The organism is Diaphorobacter nitroreducens (assembly GCF_002214645.1).
GTDB classification, from domain to species: Bacteria; Pseudomonadota; Gammaproteobacteria; order Burkholderiales; family Burkholderiaceae_C; genus Diaphorobacter; species Diaphorobacter nitroreducens.
This window is the reverse complement of sequence record NZ_CP016278.1, coordinates 554,215-577,655: the sequence shown is the minus strand read 5'-3', so window position 1 is coordinate 577,655 and position 23,441 is coordinate 554,215. Positions and strand designations below refer to the sequence as shown.

Below are 23,441 nucleotides of genomic sequence, written 5' to 3'. Positions count from 1 at the left end.
AGGGGGTTACACATCGATGGTCACGATCTTCTTGATGAAGACGCCCCCCATGATCAGCAGCACGGCCACCACGGCCATGACGGCCCAGCCGTAATACGTGCTGAACAGCGGCGCCATGGCCTCGGGTTCCATCTGGAACAATACGAACCCCAGGAACACCGGCAACAGGCCGACGACGATGCCCTGCAGCTTGCCCTGCGATGTCAGCGCCCGGATCTTGCCCTCCATGGCGGCCTTGGCGCGCAGCGTGCTTGCCAGACGCTCCAGCACCTCGGACAGGTTGCCACCCACATCCTTGGAGATGGTGATGGCGGAAACCAGCAGGTTCACGTCTTCCAGATTGACCCGCTTGGCGAAACTTTCGAAGGCGTCTTCCAGCGACACGCCCAGCTTCTGCTCGCGCAGCACCAGCGACAGCTCCTGGCTGAACGGCGGCGGCGTTTCCGTTGCGACCAGATCCATCGCAATGGCCAGGCTGGCCCCCGAACGCAGCGACCCCGCCAGCATGTTGAGTGCATCAGGCATCTGCTCGATCAGCTTGGCTTCGCGCCGACGCTTCAGATAGCCATAGGCCATGCGTGGCAGCACGAAGATGCCCACCGCCGCCAATACTGCCAGGGGCACGGCTCCGGTCAGCAGGAGCACCAGCGCCGGCAGCACCAGCACCACGCCCACGTTGATGAAGAACAGGCGCTGCGGATCGATGAACAGGAACATGTCCTCCAGCGATACCCGTGCGTCCGAGGTGAAGCGCGCGCGGTAGTGGCCCCACGAGCGCGCAACGAAGAACACCAACATCACCACGCTGACCGCGACCGCGAAGGAGACAAGCAGGGAGGGATTCATTACTTCGCCCGTTTGAAGATCTCGAGATCCACCGCCACTCCGATCTGGCGCAGCTTCTCGTAGAACTCGGGCACGGCGTCGCAGCCGGTGAAGTAGCCGTCGGTCTTGCGCTCCGCTGTGAAACCGGTCTCGACGAATTCGAACAGATCCTGCAACTGGATCTTGCCGCTCTCCACCCCCGTGACCTCGGTGATGCGAGTGATCTTGCGGCTGCCGCAGGCAAAGCGCGTTTGCTGCACGATGATGTCCACGGCCGATGCCACCTGCTCACGGATAGCCGTCACGGGCAGATCCATGCCGGCCATCAGCACCATCACTTCCAGGCGTGCCAGCATGTCGCGCGGGCTGTTGGCGTGGGCGGTGGTCAGCGATCCATCATGTCCCGTGTTCATGGCCTGCAGCATGTCCAGCGCCTCTCCGCCACGGCATTCGCCCACCACGATACGGTCCGGCCGCATGCGCAGCGAGTTCTTCACCAATTCGCGGATGGCGATCTGCCCCTTGCCCTCGGCATTGGCCGGGCGCGACTCAAGCGACACCAGATGCTCGTGGTGCAGTTGCAGCTCGGCCGCATCCTCAATGGTGACGATACGCTCGCCTTCGGGAATGAAGTTGCTCAGGATATTGAGCAGCGTCGTCTTGCCGGAGCCGGTGCCACCCGAAACGATGATGTTCTTGTGCTGCTTCACGGCCATCTGCAAGAACTCCACCATCTGCGCGTTGGCGGAGCCGAACTTGATCAAATCCTCGGCACCCAGCTTGCGCTTGGAGAACTTGCGGATGGTCATCGATGGCCCTTTCAGGGCCAGCGGTGGAATGATGGCGTTGAAGCGCGACCCGTCCTTCAACCGCGCATCCACCAGCGGAGAGCTTTCGTCGATGCGCCGGCCCACCGGGGCCACAATGCGCTCGATCACCCCCATCATGGCCTTCTCACTGGAGAACGCTAGCGGCACTCGCACCAGTCGGCCGGCGCGCTCGACGAAAATCTCGTCCACCCGATTGACCATGATTTCAGTGGTCGTAGGGTCTGCCAGCAGCGGCTCCAGCAGGCCCAGCCCAATGGCCTCATCACGCACTTCCTCCAGCAGACGCTGCTTGTCCACGTCGGCGGGGATGCCCGCCGGCATGTGGAGGAAAATCTCGCGGATGGCCTGCTCGGTATGCTCGCGCAACTCCTTGTCGCCCATGCGGTGCACGTCGGTGCGGCGCATGTCGAAGGATTCGATCAATTTTTCCTGGATCAGTCGGCGGTAGCCCAGCCAGTCCTGGTCGATCTGCACACTGGCGGTCCGCACCTCCGAGGGAGCAATGGGTGCCCCGTTGTTCACTGGCTCTTCCCTGGTCCGCTCGGGCGTTGATGCCATGCGCTGGGTTACCGGTGCAGGCATGCGAGTCGCCGTGTGCGCACTGGCAGCCGACGCGGGCGCAGCAGGCATCGCCTGGGTCGCGCGTGGCGGGTCGACAGGCTCTTCGCCCCCTCCTCCCCGCATGCGCGCCCAGCGTGCATGCAACTGGTGCGACCCGATGCGGATGGCATCGGTGGGTTTGAGCGGCCCGAAGGTGGTCACCTTGGTGTCGTCCACATAAGTACCAAACATCGAGCCCAGGTCACGCACGAACACCTGTTCATTGGAGACAAAAATCTCCGCGTGTTCCTTGTGCACCTTCCAGCCGGAAAGCGTGACGTCGGCTCTCTCGCCGCGCCCGACCATGCAGCGCGTGGCATTGATGACCCGGGTATCAGCGGGTCCTTCGGCGGTCATGACTTGCAGATGCAGCATCGTGGTTATTCCGTGGGATCAGCGTGCCAGCTTGCTTTCGATCATGTCCTTGACTTCATTCAGGCGCTGGTAAGCGTTCTCGCTCGCCAGCACCTGGGCACGGTCTGTCGCGGGCGTATGGATACGCGGCGTCACGACCACGAGCATCTCTGTCTGTTCGTTGGTCATCTCCTGCGTTGAAAACAGCCGGCCCAGCACCGGCGCACGCCCGATGACGGGGATGCCTTCCTTGTTACGCGCTCCCACGCTTTTGAGCAGGCCGGAAATCACCAGCGTTTCGTTTTGCTTCAGACTGACTTCGGTCTCAGTGCGGTTGGTAGTAAACGCTACGAACTGCCCCTGCCCTGCGCTGCGATCCGGCTGGCTCACCTCCGCCACGATGGACGAGCGCACGTTGCCCGCCTTGTCGATCACTGGCTTGAACTCCAAAATCACGCCATACGGTTTGTAGACCACCGACAGTTGGCCAAAACCGGAACTTACCGGGATGGGTATCTCGCCACCCACCTGCACCTTTGACGATCCACCGCTGACACTGCTGATGCGCGGCTCGGCCAACGTCCAACTGTCTCCGTTGGACTCCAGAAAGTTCAGTACTGAAGTGATCTGCGTGGCCAGCCCCAGATAGGAGATGAAGGGTCGCGCCGGCGTAGTGATCGGGTATCCCTCCTGGTTCAGTCCCCGGAAGCTGGCCGAGTTGGCATAGAAGTATCCCGACGTGGCAAACGTCGGGCCAGCCACGCCCAGGTTGCTCCACTTCACGCCAATGTTGTCGAGCGCCTGCTTGCGCACCTCGACCACCTTCACGTCCAACTGCACCATCTGCTCGGGCACCACCAACTGATCCTCGGGCCGCTCGCGCACCAGATTGAGCACCTGCGGATAAGCCTTGACGATCTTCTGGATCTTGGCGGCCGAGTCCTGGTTCGCATACATGCCGTCCAGCACGACCTTGTCGCCAACGGCACTAACGTTGATGCCCTTGTCATGACTCAGCAGTTGGCGCAGTTCCATGGCCGTCTTGGCATAGTGGTCCGCGCTCACCGTCACTTCGTAGTTGATCTGCGTGCCATTGCGCAGCCAGACATACAGCGACGTGACCCCCGCACTCTCACCCAGCAAAACGATTTGCTTATCGGCCACCACGGATGCTGTCAGCAGCGCCCCATTGCCAATGGCAACGCGCTCCACGCCCGCCTGCGGCAACACACGCACCTGCCCCGCATAAAGCGACAGTGCGATGGGGCTTGCATTGACCACGGCGAGGGGGCGCTGCGCGGAAACGCTCGCCGGCCCGGCGCCTGCCATGGGCACAGCCAGAATGCCTGCGAAGAAGACGAAAACGACGCACACAGCGGGCGCACGAAAAGGCAAAGAAGTGTTCATTGGAAACAACGGAGGCGTTCTTTAAATCTCGGGGATCAATGCGCCAGGCCCGGCACTCCGCGGCTGGCTGCCGATGAAGACACCGGCATACGCGAACCCACAGGCACCTGTGTCGGGGGCGGCGTGTCACGCAAAACTGGCGGCTGGGCGGGCATTGCAGCAGGCGCTGCCGCTGGCATGTCCCCCTGCGTCATGGCCTGCGCCACGCGCTCCGCGATGGCGCGGTTGTTCGGATCCTGCAGGGCAGCATCCAGCATGGGCGTGCGGCTCACCTTGCCCCCGCTGCCGGAGCCGCCGATGATGAACTCCACCAGCCGCTGGCTGTTGCCGTCTGCATCGCGCGGCGCAATGGAAGCCACCACATCGTCAATGGTCAATGCACGGCTCGGGTTGGCCACCTGATCGGTGGGCGCGCGCAGCACGGCCGTGAGCTTGCCCCCCGCCTTGGCGGCGATCACGCGGGTGGCATCCTGCGGCGTGACATTGAGGGTGACATGCGAGTACGCGCGCGCTGCAGCCTCACCTGCGCTGGCCGTGCCCTTCTGGGCCTGGCCGGTCGCAAGCACCTCCACATTGGACAGCATGGGGAAGGTGAACTCCTTGGCGTTGCCGTCGCCGCCTGGCGGCTTGGCCGTCAGCATCAGGTCGATGCGATCGCCTGGGCGCAGCATGCCCGACATGGAACTGATTTCGTCTACCTCGATGGTCAGCGCACGCCGCCCGTCCTTGAGTGTGGCCGCAAAGATCTCTCCGCCCCGACTGGCGGTGTAGGTAGTCATCAAAGGCTCGCCGCGCTGCACTTCCACAGTGAGAGGCTGCCCGTCCACTGCATCGTACGTGTCTGGAACCACCGTGTTCCGGTTGACGAACTCAGACGGAATCTTACGTACGGCCACCACACTCGCATCCAGCACATCGCCGGCCTGCAGGGGCCGGCTGGCCACCACCACCGGCACCAAGGTCTTGCCGCGGTTGGCTTCTTCTTCCAGTTCCGTGATCCGGGAGTTGATAGCCTTGTTACTTAGAAAGAACGCCAGTCCGCCCAATGCAATGGCGCCTGCGAGCAGCAGCCAATTTTTGTTGAGTGATACAGCCACGGAAAAAGCCTCAAGGAAGTGAAACGAAGAAAGTGAGCGTGCGATAGAAGGCTTTGACGGCATCCACCAGCATCTGGGGCGTATTCGGTGCCGCGAAGAGCACCATCACCACCAGCGCGCAGACGATGCAGTACTCCACCGTTGCAAAGCCACGGGAAACTGAAAAAACGATGCGTGCGGAGCGTTGCATGTCTGTGCGCCTTGCAGTCAGAACTTCACCAGATTGACCGTGACGATGGTGAGGCGCCGCTCTGCGTCCACCCCCATTGCCACATCGAGTTGCTGCTTGTCACGTCCGTACATCCGTACGATGGCGGGCCCCTGGCTCCCCTTCGCGCTGGCGTTCTGCTCCTGCAGCAACGACCAGCCGCTGGCCGCCAGCTGCGTCTGGTAGTAGCTGGCAATGCTGTCCAGCGGCTCGCGGCTCACCAACATCACCTGCTTGTTGCGCTTGCCGTTATCGATCGACTCGACCACATTGACAGGCGTGGCGCTGCGCGGCGCCGGAATGCCACTGGCATCGATACGCGGCTCCACGCCCAGCAGCAGCGAGGTAGAAATCGTGCCTTCGGAGCCTCCATCGGAGGCACTACGCACCTTCACCAGGCTGTAATACGGCCCATGCGCACGCGCCACCAGGGTGTCCGGTCCGTGGGCAGTGACGGATGCGGGGGGTTTGGCCGGATCCGGCACCGCATTGGCCGCAATGCGCCAATGCGCCATGTAGAACGCCACCACCTCGTCCTTGGAAGCTCGGCTCTGGAACGCCTGCACCTTCATAGGCACGCCGTTGACGCGCATGTCGTCCGACACCCACTGCACCTGAGCCCTCGGCGGCGGCGGCACATCGGGCCAAGGCGTGGCGGTGCGCGTGAACGACTCCTGCGCCAATACGGTCGCACAGGTCATGGTCAGCAGCAGGGCAATCAGTCGGACGAACATGACGGGACTCAGCAGCGCGTGCGCGCCTGGCGGCTGTAAGGTACGGCGTTGTCCGCCTTGTCGCGCACACTGCCCGGGATGTCGTACTCAGGCAGGATGAGCCCCACGTCGGGCGCCTTCTTTTCGAAGGACGGGGACATGAGCATTCCCAACACATCCGCCACCGGCTTGATATAAGAACCCAACACAGTCGGCTTTACCCGCGCGCAAACGCTTTCGCTGCCGTTGTTCGCACCGCTAGCGTTCCAGACCCCAGCGCCCAGCGCCGTCGCACCCGGCATTCCCACATTGACATCGCGCAGCGCGTCGTAATGCGCAATATTGCTGAGAGGCACCGTCACTTCGGCCTTGACGATGCCGCTGGTCGGCAGCTTGAACACGGGCGTCGCCATGGTTTGCTGCAACTTACCGACCAGCCCCGTGGCCAGCGGGCCCGTATCGACCTCGCGGATGCTCACATCCGCATAGCTTTGCAGCAGCGGCTGGTATGCGGCGTCGCTCCACAAGGGCACACGGTTGCCCTTCGCCGAGGCGTCCTGCCCCATCGTGCTATCGCGGTATTTGATCTGCCCGCCATTGCGCTCCACGGACATGAAGAACCGCGCGCGCGTCTCCTCTGCCAGTTGACCCGCGGTCTTGGCGCGGCTGTAGGGATCCCAACTGCGCTCGAAAGCCACATAGCGGCTGGCCTGAATGGCAGAGTGCTTCACATCCGCATACCGCGCAAAATAGAACACACCAAAGAACAGAGGAATGAGCACGAACAGGCTGACGATGAACTCGGTCGTCGCCTGACCGCGCTGTCGGGGTGGAGCGTTGACGATCATGAGAGTGCTTGTCGCATCACGGGTAAAGACATGCCGCGTCAGCCCCTGCCATCGCTGAGGGGAAACGCCTTGGCATCCGCCGGAACCTCGAACACCCCTGGTGCGATGGGCTTGCCGATCTCTACGCGCAGCGGGCGCTCCACCGTCGCCACCCCGTTGGCGATCATGGCCATGTCGTCTATCGGGAATTGCGCGGGAAGCGCTTGTCGCGCGGAGGTACTCATGACCACCAGATCAGCGCCGGTGGATGGGTAAAAATGCAGTGGATCCAGCAGGCAGGCCCGCGCGGGCGCCCCGCCTTCCGCCACATTCCAGCGGCACCGGTGGCCGGTTCCAGGTATATCCACCAATTCACCCATAGGCTCTGCAGATCCACGGCTGCGTGGCCCGCAGATGTCTTCCGCCTGTTCGCGGATACCGGTGCCCTCATCCAGGTCATACGCCACATCGATCTGCTTGCAACGGGTTGGCTGCAGCCGAATGTTGCGAATTCGCTTGGCGACAGGCCTGCAACTCTCGCCGTCGTTCGGACCCCATACTTCGGCTTTCAGCAAACTGCTGTTCACAACCTTTGCATAGCGATCGCCGTCAAAGTACTCCTCGGTCACTTCCGTTTCGAGCTTCATCAACTCATCGTCCGACAGGGCCTCCGCCTGCGGGTCGTACGGCTTGCCTAATACCCGCGCCAGCTCTGCCTTGGTCTCCTGGCAGCGCGCCAAGGTGTTGCGCATCATCTTCAGATAAGCGGCGGGGTCCTCAGGCCGGCGCTCTCGCACAATGGTGATGGTTTGAGACTTGGTGCCACCACCAGCCGTTTGGGCAGCCGAATCATTTGGCGAACACGCCGGCAGAACCAACAAGGCCGCCAAGACCGTGCCACCAATCGCGCACAGGCGGTGCACAGAAAAACTCGTCATCATTGGGCAAACACCTCAAGCGCCGGATTGAGCCCGGCAGCGCCGTACACCAGCAAGCGCGTGGCCTGAGAAGGAGCCGACAAACGGACCTGCCAATAAGGGTTGTAGAGACTGGCGTACTCCTGAAAACTATCCGCACGAAATAGTCCGCTGCCCGTAATATCCAGGTTGTTGCGTACAGGCCGAGCGAAGAAAATGCGCGCCTCCGCCAGCGAAATCATCTGATCCTTGGCGAATCCCGCTTTCAGGTCGGGCGAGCCCAGCGGCCCCGCCATGGCACGGGATTCAAACCCCAGGCTCTCGTTGGTACGGATGTCCCCCTTGTACTTGGCCGCGGCAATAGCATAGGTAAAGTCTTCGCTACGCGGCTTGCCCTTGTTGTCACGTTCCACGTCGTAGAGCGATTTGATACCCGTCCATCCGCTATTTTTGTTGGTCGCCTTCCAGGCGAGCGCTCCTGCTCCGCCATCCGTGTTGATACGGGTACCATTAGTCTGGCCGCGCTGATCGGCCACCGAACGCCCCCACCCGATCGGCTCCGCCATGGTGCCTTTACCCCAGCTACACCCCCGGGGACCAATCTTCTGTTTGAACTCGAGAGTGTCCTGCGCTTCCCAACGATCAAAATTCACCAGACGGGTGGGTCCCTGCTTCTCAGAGCCAATCTTGAATGTAAACGGCACACACATAGAGCTATTACCGAACAATACATTCAGAAAAAATATTTCACTGCCCGGTCGGTTGGTCGAAAATTCGTCCCTGGAAGCCAGAATCAAGTCTCGCGCATACTTGCGGTCATTTCCCGTGTAATAACGAGTGGCGCGCTGCCACTCAAACTCATTACGAGCCATCAAAGTAGTGGTTTGGATGAGATGCGCGGCGGTATCCCTACGCCCTCCTTGGGTCGCAACATTCGCCTGCAACACAGCTGCTGACGCAGAACGCGCCGCCTGCGCCATTACCGGCGGCATGAATGCAGGGCGAATAACGCCTGTGTACCAGACCGCAAAGAGCCCTTCCCAGGAGCGAATCACTGAAGGCACCACCCCATTGAGAACTTTCTGCTGCACGACGACTATTTTGTTGAGCGCCTGCATCGTGACCGCCAACGCTTTGAACGCTGCACCAACATAAGGAATGCCACTCAATGCATTGAAAATAGTCTGGTAGTTGGACGTGGCGCGCTCAAAATAGTCTGTCCAGGACTGAAGGCTGACCATCTGCGCGATCAGCACCTCGTTGGCCACCACCGACCGATTGGTATAGGCAATAAGGTTCAAGGCCCGCGCCTCAACCAGCGCGCCCGAATAGGCCGCAGCATCCGCTGCATTCACTACTTTTTGCTTTTCGCTAGTAGCTTGGCCAACGCTATACACGCCCGCAAACACCACCGCCAATGTGGCAGCGAAGGCCAAAAACCAGACCAGCACCTGCCCTCGCTGCCCAGCACATGCCACGCGCGGCGGAATTGACCGCAGCGTACCGATATTCGGCATATCCGCCCTCCCTCGCAACATTGCACACAGCCCTGAGGGCCACAGTGCGCAGGGTGCAATCCCTACGCTGTTATTTCAGTTTGACCAGTTCCACCCGCCGGTTCTTGGCGCGGCCTTCTTCCGACCGGTTATCGGCAACCGGCACTTCGCTGCCAAAGCCCTTTGCCTGCAGGCGCTTGGCATCAATGCCGCTCGCCACCAGTGCCTTCACTACGCTCTGAGCCCTAGCCTGCGAAAGCGTTTTATTTGTCACCGCGTTCCCCACGTTGTCGGTATGCCCCTCAATCGACAGCCGCAGCACGCTATCAGCCTTGAGCAAGGCCACCACTTCTTCCATGGCAGGCTTGGCCTCAGGCTTTACGTCCGATTTGTTGTTATCAAAGTTGATGTAGAGAGTCGCAAAGCCCTGCTTGTGGATGGCATCTGCCAATTGCCCTGCTTTCACCACCTGCTGCAGAGGCTTGGCCTCGATATAGGTCAGTTGGTAGCCACTGTCGTATGCGTTGGACAGCACGATCCATACCTTTGCACCTTGTCGATCGATCAGAAAAACATTGGTCGTGTCATGCGTTGATGTATAGGTCAGGCGCCTGCCGCCCATTTCACGGATGGCATTTTCATAGTTCCGAAACACGGCAAGTGTCCCTGCCGGCTTTTCCGTCGAATAGCGCTGCACCGTGACTTTACCCTCGGCAACAAGCTTTCCTTCGTCGTTAAACCCAGGGTCGCCACTGGTGCACCGCTTACCAGGCTGGCAATAGAAAAGGTCGCCTTCCGTGTAACTACCAAATTCAACCACTTTGGGGGGCTGTGCCTTGTATCCAGGCATACCGGAAAGGAGTGAATGGGTTTGCGCCCACGCGGGTGTTAATCCAACAAAAAGCAAAACAGACGCCAACCACTTCGCGCAACAAATACTTTTTGTTATTCCACCAATTACCCGCACTTCAAAACCTTTCACACACCCAAAATCATCATCACCATTAAAACGGGACCCTGCTCGGTAGCCACTGGGCTACCAAGCAGATCACCGATATCAGCGACCCTTGGCTGCAGAATCTTGGAAATTCTCCAGAGTGTGCTTGGAAGAACCACGCGAACCAGCACCCTCTGCCTGCGTCTTCGCCAGATTGGCAGCACTTGAGCCATCCTTACCGCCCAGCTCAGCGGCCATGGCACCCGTCTGCCCCTTTACCACATTACCAAAAGCGCTATAAACACCGATAGCAGCAATGGCGATTAGCGCCACGATGATGATGTATTCAGTCATTCCCTGACCACGTACTTTGCGAAGCGACTGGTTCGTAGAAAAAAGCATATATCCCTCCTCAGAAGTAAAAATAAAACCACATGCTGGGCTCAACCCCGCGTGCGAAGCGCATCTTATGGACTCCTACCCCTGATGAATGTGACAAAACTAGCACGCTTACTTTGATTACGTTATGTTTCAAACCCACATCGGACAAATGTAATTTTTTGCGTATAAGTAGAGCAATAGTTTTCAAAGAGTTTCTATTTAGCTCATATGTAAATTGATGATTCTCAAACTTCCATAGCGAGAATAGATCCTTCCCTCGTGGAGGTCGCTTGTGGTTCACCGTTGTTTCATCCCCAAGCGTTTTCTTAGAAAGAAAAGCCATTTTTCACTACACGCTACATAAATCTGCAGTGGGGCATCGTCCGACCACCACTCTTAGCGTCGCACTATCCGGCGGGGCGGGGTTATGCGCCGGATTGGCCTTGTCCGAGCCCCGGGCTGCGGCGCCTATCGCTATCGCCGCCGCCGTCGTACTCTTGACGGTGCTCAGGCGGCAAAATTCTTTCCTGCATGAGCTGCGCGCTTTTTCTGTGTTCGCCTGCTCCTTTCTGATCGGAGCATTGTTTTGGGTGGGGCTTGGGATTTATCGACCACCCGCTAACGACCTCGGCGACACACTGCTGGTATGCGGCGTGCTGGTGGCTTTTCACACCGCTCTCTACTGCGTTTGCTTTGCAACTCTGCGCGCAGGCTGCCGTGCTCTGCAAAAGCGGGGTATGTTGGCACTGGCAGCGTGCACGGGCTTGGGCTGGACCTCTGCCGAAGTGATACGCACCATGGGGTTCTGGGCGCTGCCCTGGGGACTACTGGGTTACAGCCAGGTGGACAACGCCATATTGCGCGGCCTGTATCCCATAGCGGGTAGCGCTGGCATCGCGCTTGCCATATGGGCGATTGCAGCTGCTTGCATCCAATCTATTCAGAGCTTTCGCCAGAGCGGCCGTCTCTTCAAGCTCACCACCGCATGGGTTCTGGCCTGCATAGCCGGCTGGTCATTGCAGCATGTGGCTTGGACTCGCGCTATGGAGCACCCTATCACTGTCAGGCTCGTGCATACCCACTGGCCAGAAGACACCAAATACAACCCAACAGAACAATTGGAAGCAATGGCCGCGCTGTATGCCGCGGCACAGAATCCAGAGGCCAATATCGTCGTATTTCCAGAGTTATTTTTGGTACAGCGGCCAGGAGTGCTGCCGGCAAACTACCGCCGCGCCGTAGCGGAAGCCGCACGCATTTCGCGTGTATCGCTACTGTTTGGGATGCCGGGGCTTGCGTTTCAAACCGATATACCCGGTACAGAGGGAGGCGCACAGCAGAACACTTTGATTCACATCGACGGTGCAGAAACCGCCAAGACCTATGTCAAGGAGTTACTTCTGCCATTTACCGAATACTTGCCCGACACACCAGCCCTGAGTTGGGCTTATCCATATCTGTATCGATATCCTCTAGCCGATTTTCTACCTGGAGCATCGGTACAATCCCCGTTGATCGCTGCGGGCGTGGCACTCGGTCCGACGATTTGCAGCGAACTCGCCTACCCTGGCAAAGCCGCCCGTCAAGCGATAGATGCGAGTCTTCTGGTCAACGTGTCAAGTGATTCGTGGATTGAGTCCAATTTTTACGTTGCGCAAGCGCTGACAATTGCGCGCGTGCGCGCGGCCGAAGCACAAAAACCGCTAGTACGTGCAAACAATGTAGGGTTTAGCGCATTTATTGATGCGAATGGACAGATTCTCAGTAGCCTAATTGGACATGCCGGGAGTGGAACCATGGACATTCAGCCACGTAGCGGAGCGACGCCCTATGTCCGCATAGCTGCTTGGCTGTCGCAATAAATTCTGAAAACACAGAAAAAAAGCCACTGCAAAATTATTTGCAGCGGCTTTTTTGATATTGGCGGAGTGGACGGGACTCGAACCCGCGACCCCCGGCGTGACAGGCCGGTATTCTAACCGACTGAACTACCACTCCGCGTCGGTGTGACTTTTGCCCTGCTGCTAATGCAACCGAGCCAAGTGCCACAAAACTTGGCGACCCTACGGGGATTCGAACCCCGGTACTCACCGTGAAAGGGTGATGTCCTAGGCCTCTAGACGATAGGGTCAAAACCTAGAAACTTGCAAACCAACAAATCTTGGTGGAGGTAAGCGGGATCGAACCGCTGACCTCTTGCATGCCATGCAAGCGCTCTCCCAGCTGAGCTATACCCCCAAGATGGCGGAGTGGACGGGACTCGAACCCGCGACCCCCGGCGTGACAGGCCGGTATTCTAACCGACTGAACTACCACTCCGCGTCGGTAGCTGCTTGCATTCTTGCGAATCAAGTGCAGCCAAACTTGGCGACCCTACGGGGATTCGAACCCCGGTACTCACCGTGAAAGGGTGATGTCCTAGGCCTCTAGACGATAGGGTCAAAACCTAAGAACTTCCGTTCAAATCATCAGGTGGTGGAGGTAAGCGGGATCGAACCGCTGACCTCTTGCATGCCATGCAAGCGCTCTCCCAGCTGAGCTATACCCCCTTTGACTTCGACATTTAATTTCTTAACTGTCGTCATCACCTGAGCCTTGAATTATAGACAGGTTTTTAGCGACTTTTCAATCGCGCGAGGATTTTTTCGCGACCCAGCAGTTCGAGCACGGCATCCACCGACGGCGTATGCGCGGTACCCATGGTCAGCACCCGCACGGGCATGGCGAGTTGCGGCATCTTCAAACCCAGCTGCTTGAGGACATCCTTGATCGCAGCGTTGATAGCGTCCTTGTTCCACGCCACGGTTTCCATGGCGGCGGCAAAGGCGTCGAGCGCCGGTGCGGCGGTCTCAGTCACGTGCTTCGCGAAGTCGTCTGCATCGGGCTCGATGGCGTCCACATAGAACACGCGCGCCCAGCGTGCCAGGTCCACCAGCGTTTCGCAGCGGTCTTTGAACAGCGCGCAGATGCGCGGCAAGCGGTCATCAGCATCCAACTGCGCCTCTGGAACACCCGCCTGCACGACGAAGGGCCGGACGAGTGCTGCCAACTGCGCATCTTCCATGGCCTTGAGATGCTGTGCGTTCACCCAGCGCAGCTTGGCCTCGTCGAACTGGCCGGCGCTGCGGCCCAGGTGATCCAGGTTGAACCATTCCAGGAATTGCGCGCGGCTGAAGATCTCGTCATCGCCATGGCTCCAGCCCAATCGGGCCAGGTAGTTGACCATGGCGTCGGGCAGATAGCCCTCGTCGCGGTACTGCGTCACGGCCTTGGCACCGTTGCGCTTGCTCATCTTCTCACCCTGCTCGTTGAGCACGGTGGGCAGATGAGCGAACACGGGCACCGTGGCGCCCAGGGCCTCGAAGATGTGGATCTGGCGCGGTGTGTTGTTCACATGGTCGTCGCCGCGAATCACGTGGGTGATGCGCATGTCCATGTCGTCCACGCAAACGCAGAAGTTGTAGGTGGGCGTGCCGTCCGGGCGCGCGATGACCAGGTCGTCCAGCTCGCTGTTCTGGAACTCGATGCGACCCTTGCACTTGTCGTCCCAGCCGACCACGCCGTCCTGGGGCGTCTTGAAGCGCAGCACAGGCTTCACGCCTTCCGGCACGGGCGGCAGCACCTTGCCGGGCTCGGGGCGCCAAGTGCCGTCATAGCGGGGCTTTTCCTTCGCGGCCATCTGGCGCTCACGCAAGGCATCGAGCTCTTCCACGCTCATGTAGCAGGGATAGACATGGCCTGCAGCCTGCAGTTGGGCCAGGACTTCCTTGTAGCGCTCCATGCGCTGCATCTGGTAGTACGGGCCCTCGTCATGGTCGAGCTGCAGCCAGGACATGCCCTCCAGGATGACGTCGACCGAGGCCTGGGTGGAGCGCTCCAGATCAGTGTCCTCAATGCGCAGGATGAACACGCCGTCGTTGGCACGTGCGAAGGCCCAGGGATAGAGCGCGGAACGGATGTTGCCCAGGTGGATGAAGCCCGTGGGCGACGGGGCGAAACGGGTGCGTACTTGTTGTTGTGTCATGGCAGGGTGTCCAGGCCTCGGCAGAGGTCGGTCTTCAGGTCGTCGAGATGTTCCAGGCCTACGGAGACGCGGATCAGCCCCTGGCCGATGCTGGCCGCCTGGCGCTGCTCTTCCGTGAGGCGCCCGTGCGAGGTGCTGGCCGGATGGGTGATGGTGGTCTTCACGTCGCCCAGGTTGGCGGTGATGGAGCACACGCGCGTGCTGTCGATGACGTGGAAGGCATTCGCGCGCAACTGCGCCGCGCCTTGTCCCACCACGTCGAACGCCAGCACCGGGCCGCCCATGCCGCCCTGCTGGCGCATGGCCAATGCATGCTGCGGATGGCTGGCCAGGCCCGAATAGTGCACGCGCGCCACCTTGGGATGTGTGGCCAGCCAGGTCGCCAGTTCCAAAGCCGCAGCGCTTTGCGCGCGCACGCGCAGCGACAGCGTCTCCAGCCCCTTGAGCACGACCCATGCATTGAACGGCGACAGGTTCAGCCCCGCGCTGCGCATGAAGGTGCCCATGACCTTGTCCACCAGCGCAGTGGTGCCGCACACGGCGCCCGCCATCACGCGGCCCTGGCCGTCCAGCAGTTTGGTGCCCGAGTAGACCACCAGGTCAGCGCCCAATTGCGCCGGGCGCTGCAGCGCGGGCGAGCAGAAGCTGTTGTCCACCGCCAACAGCAGGCCGCGCGCATGCGCGATCTGCGCCAGTGCGGCGATGTCGCACAGATCGCCCAGCGGGTTGGTCGGTGTCTCGGCAAACAGCAAGCGGGTGTTCGGGCGGATGGCCGTCTCCCACGACTGCAGGTCGGTCTGCGAGACAAAGGTCGTCTCTACGCCGAAGCGCGCCATCTCCGACCCGAGCAGCTTGAGCGTGGAGCCGAACATGGACTGCGAGGCCACCACGTGGTCGCCGCTCTTGAGCACGGTGAGCGCCATCAGCAGGATGGCCGACATGCCGGTGCTGGTGGCCACCGCGCATTCCGTGCCCTCCATGGCCGCCAGGCGGCGCTCGAAACTGCTGACCGTGGGGTTGGCGGTGCGGGTGTAGGTGTAGCCCGGCTCTTCGTTGGCGAAGCGGCGTGCGGCGCTTTCGCAGTCGCTCTGCACGAAGCTGCTGGTCATGTACAGCGCCTCGCTGTGCTCGCCCCACTGGCTGCGCGCGACGGCCTCGCGAACGGCGAGGGTCTCAGGGCGCAGCCCCTCGGGCAGGGGTTGATCGGTCACGGTGGCGGTCCTTGTTCTAAAAAATAGGAGCTGATAGCGCTTGCTGTACCTGGACTTCAGCCATTTTTTACACTGAAACCCAGTACAAACAAGCGCAAGGCGCTCATCTTTTTGATGAGCGCGAGTGTATTCACGCCTCCTGGGCGTTGGGCAGGGACAGCCGGGAGGTGTCTTCCTGCTCCTCTTCACCACCCCGGTTGCGGCCCTCGTTGAGCGCCGTCACTTCCTCGTCGGAGATGTCGCCGGTGATGTACACGCCGTCGAAGCACGAGGCCTCGAACCCCTCCACCTTGCGGTTGATCTTGCCCACGGCCTGCTTCATGGCCTCGACGTCTTGGTAAATCAGTGCGTCGGCGCCGATCAGCTGGCGGATCTCCTCCACCGTGCGGCCGTGCGCGACCAGCTCGGAGCGCGTGGGCATGTCGATGCCATAGACATTGGGGTGGCGCACCGGCGGCGCGGCAGAAGCCAGGTAGACCTTCACCGCGCCGGCGTCGCGCGCCATCTGCACGATCTCCTTCGAGGTGGTGCCACGCACGATGGAGTCGTCTACCAGCAGCACCTTGCGGCCCTTGAACTCGCTGCCGATAGCGTTGAGCTTCTGGCGCACCGACTTCTTGCGCACGCCCTGCCCCGGCATGATGAAGGTGCGGCCCACGTAGCGGTTCTTGACGAAGCCCTCGCGGTACGGAATGCCCAGCAGCTGCGCGAGTTGCATGGCGCTGGGGCGGCTGGATTCGGGGATGGGGATGATGGCGTCGATCTCGCTGGGAGGCACGGTGGAGATCACGCGCTTGGCCAGCGTCTCGCCCATGTTCAGCCGCGCCTGGTAGACCGAGATGCCGTCCATCACCGAGTCGGGACGCGCGAGGTACACGTACTCGAACACGCAGGGGTTGAGGTGCGGGTTCTCGGCGCACTGCTGGGTTTCCACGCGGCCGTCGGTGTGCACGAACACGGCCTCGCCGGGCGCGACGTCACGGTCCAGCACCTGGGTCGTGCCCTCCAACGCCACGGATTCGCTCGCCAGCATCACGGTGCCGTCCGCGCCGCGGCCCATGCACAGCGGGCGGATGCCGAACGGGTCGCGGAATGCCAGCAGGCCATAGCCTGCGATCAGCGCGATCACGGCATAGGAGCCCTTGACGCGCTTGTGCACCGCGCGCACGGCCTTGAATACGTCCTCGGACTGCAGCGGCGCGCCGCTGGTGGCGCGCGCCAGCTCATGCGCCAGCACGTTGAGCAGCACTTCGGAGTCGCTCTCGGTGTTGGTGTGGCGGTGGTCGGTGTCGGCCAGTTCGCCGCGCAGTTGCTTGGCGTTGGTGAGGTTGCCGTTGTGCACCATCACGATGCCGAACGGCGCGTTCACGTAGAACGGCTGGGCCTCCTCCTCGCTGGAGGCATTGCCCGCCGTGGGATAGCGCACCTGCCCCAGGCCGATGGTGCCGGGCAGTGCGCGCATGTTGCGCGTGCGAAACACGTCGCGCACCATGCCCTTGGCCTTGTGCATGAAGAACTTGCGCCCTTCCTGCGTGACGATGCCCGCGGCGTCCTGTCCCCGGTGCTGCAGCAGCAGCAAGGCGTCATAGATCAGCTGATTCACGGGGGCCGTGCTGACCACGCCGACAATTCCACACATAGTTTCGTTCCAGTTTTGGCGGCGGGGTTTCCCGCCGATCACACACATCACTCACCGCGGCCACGCCGCCAAGCCCGCTAGGAAGGCAGATGGCGGCCCAGTTCATCCGGCAGCGCGGGCCTCAACCCCTTGAGCGCTCCCTGCAACAGGGGGGCGGCCTGCGATTCCTTCCACCACGGCGCATCCTGCATCGGCGTCCAGCCGGCCACCAGCACCACGGCCAGCAGCAGCACCAGGCCGCGCAGCATGCCAAACAGTGCCCCTAGCGCCCGGTCCGCGGGCCGCAGGCCCACCGCCTCGACCAGTTTCTTGAGCAGCCACGCCACCAGCCCACACGCAAACACCGCACCGACGAACACCACCGCGAAGCCCGCCACATGGCGCCAGGTGGCATCCGCCTGCCCCATGGGCAGCAGCGCGCCCATATCGTCCGCGAACCATTGCGCGGCAAAGAACGCCACCACCCAGCCGGCCAGCGACAGCAACTCGAACACCAGCCCGCGCCATGCACCGATCAGCAGCGACGCGCACAGCACCACCAGGAAGATCCAGTCCAGCGCCGCCATGCGCAACCTTTGAAACCGCCGTCCCGCGCCGCCAGCCGGCCTACAGCGCCAACACCGACGCGGACAGCCCCGCGCCCTTGACGCGGCCGGCCGCCTTGTCGGCGTCCGCACGGCTGGTGAACGGACCCACTCGCACGCGCGTGCGCTTGCCATCCTTGGTGTCCACCACCTGGGTATAGGTCTTGAGGCCAGAGCGCTCCAACCGATCGCGCACCTCGCGCGCCTTGTCGGCGTCCGCGAAGGCGCCTACCTGCACGATGAAGCGGCCTTGCTCCTCGCGCGCAGCGGCGGGCGCGGCGCTGGGTTGCGGGTTGCGGCCTTCGAGCAGTGCGCGGGCGCGCGCAGCATCGTCCTGGCGCGCAGGCTTGGGATCGGGCCGGGGTTCTGGTTTGGATTCCGGTTTGGCCTCTGCCTTGGGAGCGGGCTTGGGCTCCGGTTTGGGCTCGGGCTTGGATTCCGCCGGGGTTTCCGCCTTAGCCGGCACTTTGGGTTCCACGCGCGCAGCGGGCTGCGAGGCCGCTGGCGCACTGCGTGGGCGGGACGCCACCACTTCCTCGCCCGCATCCAGGCCGGAAGTCGCCGGCTCCGCGGCGCGGGGGGTGTTGGCCTCTTGCTGCGGCACCACCAGCGGAGCCACCTTGTGGCGATCGGGAATGTCCATCGCCACATTCACCGGGACCGGCCGCGGCTGGGTGTCGAACAGCAGGGGGAAGCCCACCACGCCCACCAGCACCAGTACTGCAGCGCCCAGCAGGCGGTGGCGCGCGCGTCGGCGCATTTCCTCGATGCTCTCGGCCTGCGGAGTGCGTGAGCGCTTGGCGGGTTTGTTGGTGTCGCCCGACGGCTCCTGCCGGCCAGGCCAACGAAACTTGAAAAATGCCATGGAGTGCGGACTCGTTATGCGCCCAGATGCTTGGCCTGCAGGCGCGGCACCCCATGCTGGAGCACGCCACCCACCGTGTAGAACGAGCCAAAGACCACAATTCTATCAGCGGGGTCCGCGGCCTCCACGGCCGCGCGCAGCGCCTCCTCGGGGTTGGCGTGCAGGCTGGTGGCGACCTCACGGCGCCCTCCGGCCACCATCTGCAGCGCATTCCATTTCTGCTGCAGGCTGGCGGCCGTCTCGGCGCGCGGCGTGGGCAGGTCGGTGAAATACCAGCGGTCGATCACCGGCCCCACCTTGGCCAGCATGGGCGCCAGATCCTTGTCGGCCATGGCGCCAAACACCGCGTGCGTGGTCGGGAAGTAGCCCATGGCGTCCAGATTGGCCGTGAGCGCCGCCACCGAGTGCGGGTTGTGTGCCACGTCCAGCACCAGCGTGGGCTGGCCCGGCACGATCTGGAAGCGCCCCGGCAGTTCCACCAGCGCCAGGCCGGCGCGCACCGCCTGCGCGGTGATGGGCAGGCGTTCGCGCACTGCCTCCAGCGCAGCGAGTGCGCCCGAGGCATTGACCAGCTGGTTGGCGCCCCGCAGCGCCGGATACGCCAGGCCGGCATAGCGGCGCCCGCGCCCGGCCCAGGCCCACTGCTGCTTGTCGCCCGAGAAGTTGAAGTCCTGCCCGAAGCGCCACAGGTCGGCGCCGATCTCGCGCGCATGGTCGATCACGCTCTGCGGCGGCATGGGGTCGCTCACCACCACGGGGCGGCCGGTGCGCATGATGCCGGCCTTCTCGCGGCCGATGGTTTCGCGGTCAGACCCGAGGAACTCCACATGGTCGATGTCCACGCTGGTGATCACCGCGCAGTCGGCGTCGATGATGTTGGTGGCATCCAGCCGCCCGCCCAACCCCACCTCCAGGATGGCCACGTCCAGCAGCGACAGGCTCATGTGCCGCAGGATGGCGAGCGTGGTGAATTCGAAGTAGGTCAGCGTGACCTCGTTGCCGTTCTGCGTGCGCGCCCGCTCCACCGCCTCGAAGCTGGCCACCAACGACGCGGCATCGACGATCTCGCCACGGATGCGGCAACGCTCTTCAAAATGCACCAGATGGGGCGATGTATAGACCCCCGTACGGTAGCCAGCCTGCAGGGCCACGGCCTCCAGCATGGCGCAGGTCGAGCCCTTGCCGTTGGTGCCCGCCACGGTGATCACGGGGCAGTTGAAGCGCAGCCCCAGGCGGCGCGCCACCTCGCCCACGCGCTCCAGGCCCATGTCGATGTTCTTTGGGTGCAGCTGCTCGCAGTGGCGAAGCCAGCCTTCCAGTGTCTGCGGAGGAATGTGCATAGCCCATGAATTGTCGCCGAGCCGGGCTTGCGCGATGATCCCGGGCCATGAGTACCCCCACGATCATCGTCTACGGCATTCCCAACTGCGACACCGTCAAGAAGGCCCGCGCCTGGCTGCAGGAGCAAGGCTTGGCCTACCAGTTCCACGACTTCAAGAAGCAAGGCGTGCCCGCCGAGCGCCTGCCCGCGTGGATGGCTGCCGTGGGCTGGGAGAAGCTGCTCAACCGCCAGGGCACGACCTGGCGCAAGCTGGACACGGCCGTGCAGGCCGGCGTGACGGACGCCCCCAGCGCGGCCGCGCTGATGTGCGAGCAGCCCTCGGTCATCAAGCGGCCCGTGGTCGAGTGGCGGGGCGGCCCCGCGGGTGACGTGACGGTGGGCTTCAGCCCCGAGGCATGGAACGCACGCGCGGCCAGCCAGTCCAAGGCATGAGGCAACACATCTTTACGCAGATTTACGGGTCGGCGCGGGTGTGTTGACGCGCCGGGCTGAAACTTCCCGCAGGTTCGGCGCGTTGTAGGCCGACCGAAAGGAGCTTTTTGCCCATGAACAAGATTTTTGTCCTCGCGGCCCTGGCCACGGCCGCGCTGGCCGCCCAGGCGCAGGAACAGGGCCGCGTGCTGTCGGCCACGCCCATCACCGAGCAGATCGCGATTCCGCAGCAGGTCTGCGGCAACGAGACCATCTACAGCGGCGCTCGCCCCACCTCCGGCGCGGGCGCGGTGCTGGGCGCGATTGCCGGCGGCGCCGCGGGCAACGCCATCGGCGGCGGCAGCGGCCGCGCCGCGGCCACGGCCCTGGGTGTGATTGGTGGCGCGGTGCTGGGCAACCAGATCGAGGGTGGCCGCCCCGGCTACCAGAACGTGCAGCGCTGCACGACCGAAACCTACTACGACAACCAGATCGTCGGCTACGACGTGGTCTACGAATACGCCGGCCGGCACTACAACACGCGCACGCAGACCGACCCAGGCGCGTGGATTCCACTCACCGTGCAGCCGGCGGTGCCGGGAGTGTCGCGCGCTCCCGCCGGATACCCGCCCACCTACGCCCCCACCTACTCTCCTACCTATTCCGGCGGCTATGCGCAGCCGGGCGTGGTGGTGTCCACCCAGCCGGGCCCGCCGGCCTACATCGTGGAGCCGCCCGTCACCGTGATCGAATACCGCGACAACTATGGCCATCCCTACCGCCCGCCCCGCTACCACGACCGTTACTGGCGCTGAGCAGAGCGCCACGGCCTGGCGGCCAGCACGCAGACGGCACATGCCAAAGGGCTCTTCGGAGCCCTTTTTCGTTGCTGCGGGGCAAACGCCGCCCCGCGCCCGCACGGGGCGCGCCGGCACGCGCAGGCTCTAGAATTGATGGTTTGTCCCATCCTCTGCGTCCCCCATCCATGACCACCGAAAAAATCGACGGTGTTTCCGTCACCACCCAGGCCAATGTGTACTTTGACGGCAAGTGCGTGAGCCACAACCTCACGTACCCCGATGGCACGAAGAAGTCGGTGGGTGTGGTGCTGCCGGCCACGTTGACCTTCGGCACGGGCGCACCCGAGATCATGGAATGCGTGGGCGGATCCTGCGAATACCAGCTGGACGGCACCGACGCCTGGGTCAAGGTGGGCGCGGGCGAGAAGTTCAGCGTGCCGGGCAATTCCAAATTCAACATCCGCGTGACCGAGGCTTTCCACTACATCTGCCACTACGGCTGAGCATGTTTTAGGCCTCTGGCGCTTACCAGGCAAGCGCGGGCAGCTATTAATTTTCAAGAGAATCCCATGGCAACCATCCTGCAACACCTCCCCGTCGGCCAGAAGGTCGGCATCGCCTTCTCGGGCGGCCTCGACACCAGCGCCGCGCTGCGCTGGATGAAGAACAAGGGCGCCCTGCCCTACGCCTACACCGCCAACCTGGGCCAGCCTGACGAAGCCGACTACGATGAGATTCCCCGCAAGGCCATGGAATACGGCGCCGAGAAGGCCCGCCTGATCGACTGCCGCACGCAGTTGGCGCACGAGGGCATTGCCGCCATCCAGGCCGGAGCGTTCCACATCAGCACCGGTGGCATCACCTACTTCAACACCACGCCGCTGGGTCGCGCCGTGACGGGCACCATGCTGGTGGCCGCGATGAAGGAGGACGACGTCCACATCTGGGGCGACGGCTCCACCTTCAAGGGCAACGACATCGAGCGCTTCTACCGCTACGGCCTGCTCACCAACCCCGCGCTGAAGATCTACAAGCCCTGGCTGGACCAGAAGTTCATCGACGAGCTGGGCGGGCGCGCCGAGATGTCGGCCTTCATGACCAAGGAAGGCTTCGGCTACAAGATGAGCGCCGAGAAGGCCTACAGCACCGACAGCAACATGCTGGGCGCCACGCACGAGGCGAAGGACCTGGAGTTCCTCAGCAGCGGCATCCGCATCGTCAACCCCATCATGGGCGTGGCGTTCTGGAAGCCCGAAGTCGACGTGCCGGCCGAAGAAGTGTCGGTCACCTTCGACGAGGGGCAACCCGTGGCCGTGAACGGCAAGGAGATCGCCGACCCTGTGGAGCTGTTCCTGGAATTGAACCGCATCGGCGGCCGCCACGGCTTAGGGATGAGCGACCAGATCGAGAACCGCATCATCGAAGCCAAGAGCCGCGGCATCTACGAAGCCCCCGGCATGGCGCTGCTGCACATCGCCTACGAGCGCCTGGTCACCGGCATCCACAACGAAGACACCATCGAGCAGTACCGCCTGAACGGCCTGAAGCTCGGCCGCCTGCTGTACCAGGGCCGCTGGTTCGACCCCCAGGCCATCATGCTGCGCGAGACCGCCCAGCGCTGGGTGGCGCGCGCCGTGACCGGCACCGTGACGCTCGAGCTGCGTCGCGGCAACGACTACTCCATCCTGAACACCGAGTCGCCCAACCTGACCTACGCGCCCGAGCGCCTGTCGATGGAAAAGGTGGAAGACGCGCCGTTCAGCCCACTGGACCGCATCGGCCAGTTGACCATGCGCAACCTGGACATCTCCGACACGCGCGGCAAGCTGGGCGTGTATGCACGCGCCGGCCTGCTGTCGCTGGGCGGCAATGCCGCGCTGGCGCAGCTGGAAGACGGCGGCGCGAAGAAAAAATAAGCATCAAACAGGCCTCTAGCGCTTGATGGACGTGCGCTAGCAGCTATAAAAACAGAA

The 23,441-nt window shown here is 62.6% G+C and carries 22 protein-coding genes and 6 tRNA genes; 5 read left to right on the top strand and 23 right to left on the bottom strand.

Annotated features, from left to right (window positions below; all coding sequences use genetic code 11):
• Window positions 1-6 precede the first annotated feature (6 nt).
• From BA022_RS02705 to BA022_RS02660, 11 genes are all read right to left on the bottom strand, one after another.
• A complete protein-coding gene (locus BA022_RS02705; RefSeq protein ID WP_015913592.1) occupies window positions 7-846 on the bottom strand; it encodes a type II secretion system F family protein in 840 nt (279 codons plus the stop codon).
• Window positions 846-2,630, bottom strand: coding sequence for an ATPase, T2SS/T4P/T4SS family (locus BA022_RS02700; protein ID WP_088886476.1), 1,785 nt, complete (start codon window positions 2,628-2,630; stop codon window positions 846-848). The genes BA022_RS02705 and BA022_RS02700 overlap by 1 nt, the downstream gene beginning before the upstream one ends.
• A gap of 18 nt (window positions 2,631-2,648) precedes the next feature.
• Window positions 2,649-3,938 (bottom strand): type II and III secretion system protein family protein, encoded by a 1,290-nt coding sequence (locus tag BA022_RS02695; protein ID WP_187306001.1) that lies wholly within the window; start codon window positions 3,936-3,938, stop codon window positions 2,649-2,651.
• A 113-nt stretch (window positions 3,939-4,051) separates the two neighbouring features.
• Window positions 4,052-5,113, bottom strand: a complete 1,062-nt coding sequence (gene cpaB / locus BA022_RS02690; RefSeq protein WP_187306000.1) for a Flp pilus assembly protein CpaB — start codon at window positions 5,111-5,113, stop codon at window positions 4,052-4,054.
• Between the two features lie 10 nt (window positions 5,114-5,123).
• Entirely contained in the window at window positions 5,124-5,303 is a 180-nt protein-coding gene (locus BA022_RS19025) for a hypothetical protein (protein WP_148061001.1), read from the bottom strand.
• 17 nt (window positions 5,304-5,320) lie between these two features.
• Entirely contained in the window at window positions 5,321-6,055 is a 735-nt protein-coding gene (locus BA022_RS02685; protein WP_088886473.1) for a hypothetical protein, read from the bottom strand.
• An 8-nt stretch (window positions 6,056-6,063) separates the two neighbouring features.
• Window positions 6,064-6,882, bottom strand: a complete 819-nt coding sequence (locus tag BA022_RS02680) for a TadE family protein (protein WP_088886472.1) — start codon at window positions 6,880-6,882, stop codon at window positions 6,064-6,066.
• Window positions 6,883-6,920: 38 nt separating this feature from the next.
• Window positions 6,921-7,802 carry a hypothetical protein gene (locus BA022_RS02675; protein WP_088886471.1) on the bottom strand — a complete coding sequence of 294 codons (882 nt, stop codon included), beginning with the start codon at window positions 7,800-7,802 and terminating at the stop codon, window positions 6,921-6,923.
• The gene (locus BA022_RS02670) at window positions 7,799-9,295 is read right to left on the bottom strand and encodes a pilus assembly protein TadG-related protein (protein ID WP_162844537.1); all 1,497 of its coding nucleotides are present in this window, start codon (window positions 9,293-9,295) and stop codon (window positions 7,799-7,801) included. Before BA022_RS02670 ends, BA022_RS02675 begins: the two co-directional genes overlap by 4 nt.
• Before the next feature lie 70 nt (window positions 9,296-9,365).
• Window positions 9,366-10,256, bottom strand: coding sequence for an OmpA family protein (locus BA022_RS02665; RefSeq protein WP_148060999.1), 891 nt, complete (start codon window positions 10,254-10,256; stop codon window positions 9,366-9,368).
• Between the two features lie 75 nt (window positions 10,257-10,331).
• Window positions 10,332-10,613, bottom strand: coding sequence for a hypothetical protein (locus tag BA022_RS02660; RefSeq protein WP_088886468.1), 282 nt, complete (start codon window positions 10,611-10,613; stop codon window positions 10,332-10,334).
• Between the two features lie 269 nt (window positions 10,614-10,882).
• On the opposite strand from BA022_RS02660, the gene lnt reads away from it, so the two are divergent.
• Window positions 10,883-12,454: an apolipoprotein N-acyltransferase gene (lnt, locus tag BA022_RS02655; RefSeq protein WP_088886467.1), complete on the top strand. Its 1,572-nt coding sequence runs from the start codon at window positions 10,883-10,885 to the stop codon at window positions 12,452-12,454.
• Between the two features lie 59 nt (window positions 12,455-12,513).
• Here the strand turns inward: lnt and BA022_RS02650 are convergent.
• The 12 genes from BA022_RS02650 to folC form a co-directional block, all read right to left on the bottom strand.
• Window positions 12,514-12,590, bottom strand: a tRNA-Asp gene (locus BA022_RS02650).
• A 57-nt stretch (window positions 12,591-12,647) separates the two neighbouring features.
• A tRNA-Glu gene (locus BA022_RS02645) sits at window positions 12,648-12,723 on the bottom strand.
• 31 nt (window positions 12,724-12,754) lie between these two features.
• Window positions 12,755-12,830: transfer RNA gene (locus BA022_RS02640), tRNA-Ala, on the bottom strand.
• A gap of 4 nt (window positions 12,831-12,834) precedes the next feature.
• Window positions 12,835-12,911: transfer RNA gene (locus BA022_RS02635), tRNA-Asp, on the bottom strand.
• A 46-nt stretch (window positions 12,912-12,957) separates the two neighbouring features.
• A tRNA-Glu gene (locus BA022_RS02630) sits at window positions 12,958-13,033 on the bottom strand.
• Window positions 13,034-13,065: 32 nt separating this feature from the next.
• Window positions 13,066-13,141 (bottom strand) — tRNA-Ala (locus BA022_RS02625).
• A gap of 65 nt (window positions 13,142-13,206) precedes the next feature.
• A complete protein-coding gene (gltX, locus tag BA022_RS02620; protein ID WP_088886466.1) occupies window positions 13,207-14,616 on the bottom strand; it encodes a glutamate--tRNA ligase in 1,410 nt (469 codons plus the stop codon).
• Window positions 14,613-15,827 carry an O-succinylhomoserine sulfhydrylase gene (locus BA022_RS02615; RefSeq protein ID WP_088886465.1) on the bottom strand — a complete coding sequence of 405 codons (1,215 nt, stop codon included), beginning with the start codon at window positions 15,825-15,827 and terminating at the stop codon, window positions 14,613-14,615. The genes gltX and BA022_RS02615 overlap by 4 nt, the downstream gene beginning before the upstream one ends.
• Before the next feature lie 130 nt (window positions 15,828-15,957).
• Entirely contained in the window at window positions 15,958-17,466 is a 1,509-nt protein-coding gene (purF, locus tag BA022_RS02610; RefSeq protein WP_015913660.1) for an amidophosphoribosyltransferase, read from the bottom strand.
• 77 nt (window positions 17,467-17,543) lie between these two features.
• Window positions 17,544-18,032, bottom strand: a complete 489-nt coding sequence (locus BA022_RS02605; RefSeq protein WP_088886464.1) for a CvpA family protein — start codon at window positions 18,030-18,032, stop codon at window positions 17,544-17,546.
• Between the two features lie 40 nt (window positions 18,033-18,072).
• Complete coding sequence (locus BA022_RS02600) at window positions 18,073-18,915, bottom strand: SPOR domain-containing protein (RefSeq protein ID WP_011805894.1); 843 nt, start codon at window positions 18,913-18,915, stop codon at window positions 18,073-18,075.
• Window positions 18,916-18,929: 14 nt separating this feature from the next.
• Window positions 18,930-20,255: a bifunctional tetrahydrofolate synthase/dihydrofolate synthase gene (folC, locus tag BA022_RS02595; RefSeq protein ID WP_088886463.1), complete on the bottom strand. Its 1,326-nt coding sequence runs from the start codon at window positions 20,253-20,255 to the stop codon at window positions 18,930-18,932.
• 47 nt (window positions 20,256-20,302) lie between these two features.
• Between folC and BA022_RS02590 the strand changes: the two genes are divergently transcribed.
• The 4 genes from BA022_RS02590 (at window position 20,303) to argG (ending at window position 23,384) form a co-directional block, all read left to right on the top strand.
• A complete protein-coding gene (locus BA022_RS02590) occupies window positions 20,303-20,689 on the top strand; it encodes an ArsC family reductase (RefSeq protein ID WP_088886462.1) in 387 nt (128 codons plus the stop codon).
• Window positions 20,690-20,802: 113 nt separating this feature from the next.
• On the top strand, window positions 20,803-21,483 hold the full coding sequence (locus BA022_RS02585) for a glycine zipper 2TM domain-containing protein (protein WP_088886461.1): 681 nt from the start codon (window positions 20,803-20,805) through the stop codon (window positions 21,481-21,483).
• Window positions 21,484-21,653: 170 nt separating this feature from the next.
• Window positions 21,654-21,971: a pyrimidine/purine nucleoside phosphorylase gene (gene ppnP, locus BA022_RS02580; protein ID WP_011805898.1), complete on the top strand. Its 318-nt coding sequence runs from the start codon at window positions 21,654-21,656 to the stop codon at window positions 21,969-21,971.
• Between the two features lie 66 nt (window positions 21,972-22,037).
• Window positions 22,038-23,384: an argininosuccinate synthase gene (gene argG, locus BA022_RS02575; protein ID WP_011805899.1), complete on the top strand. Its 1,347-nt coding sequence runs from the start codon at window positions 22,038-22,040 to the stop codon at window positions 23,382-23,384.
• The last annotated feature ends 57 nt before the right edge of the window (window positions 23,385-23,441 follow it).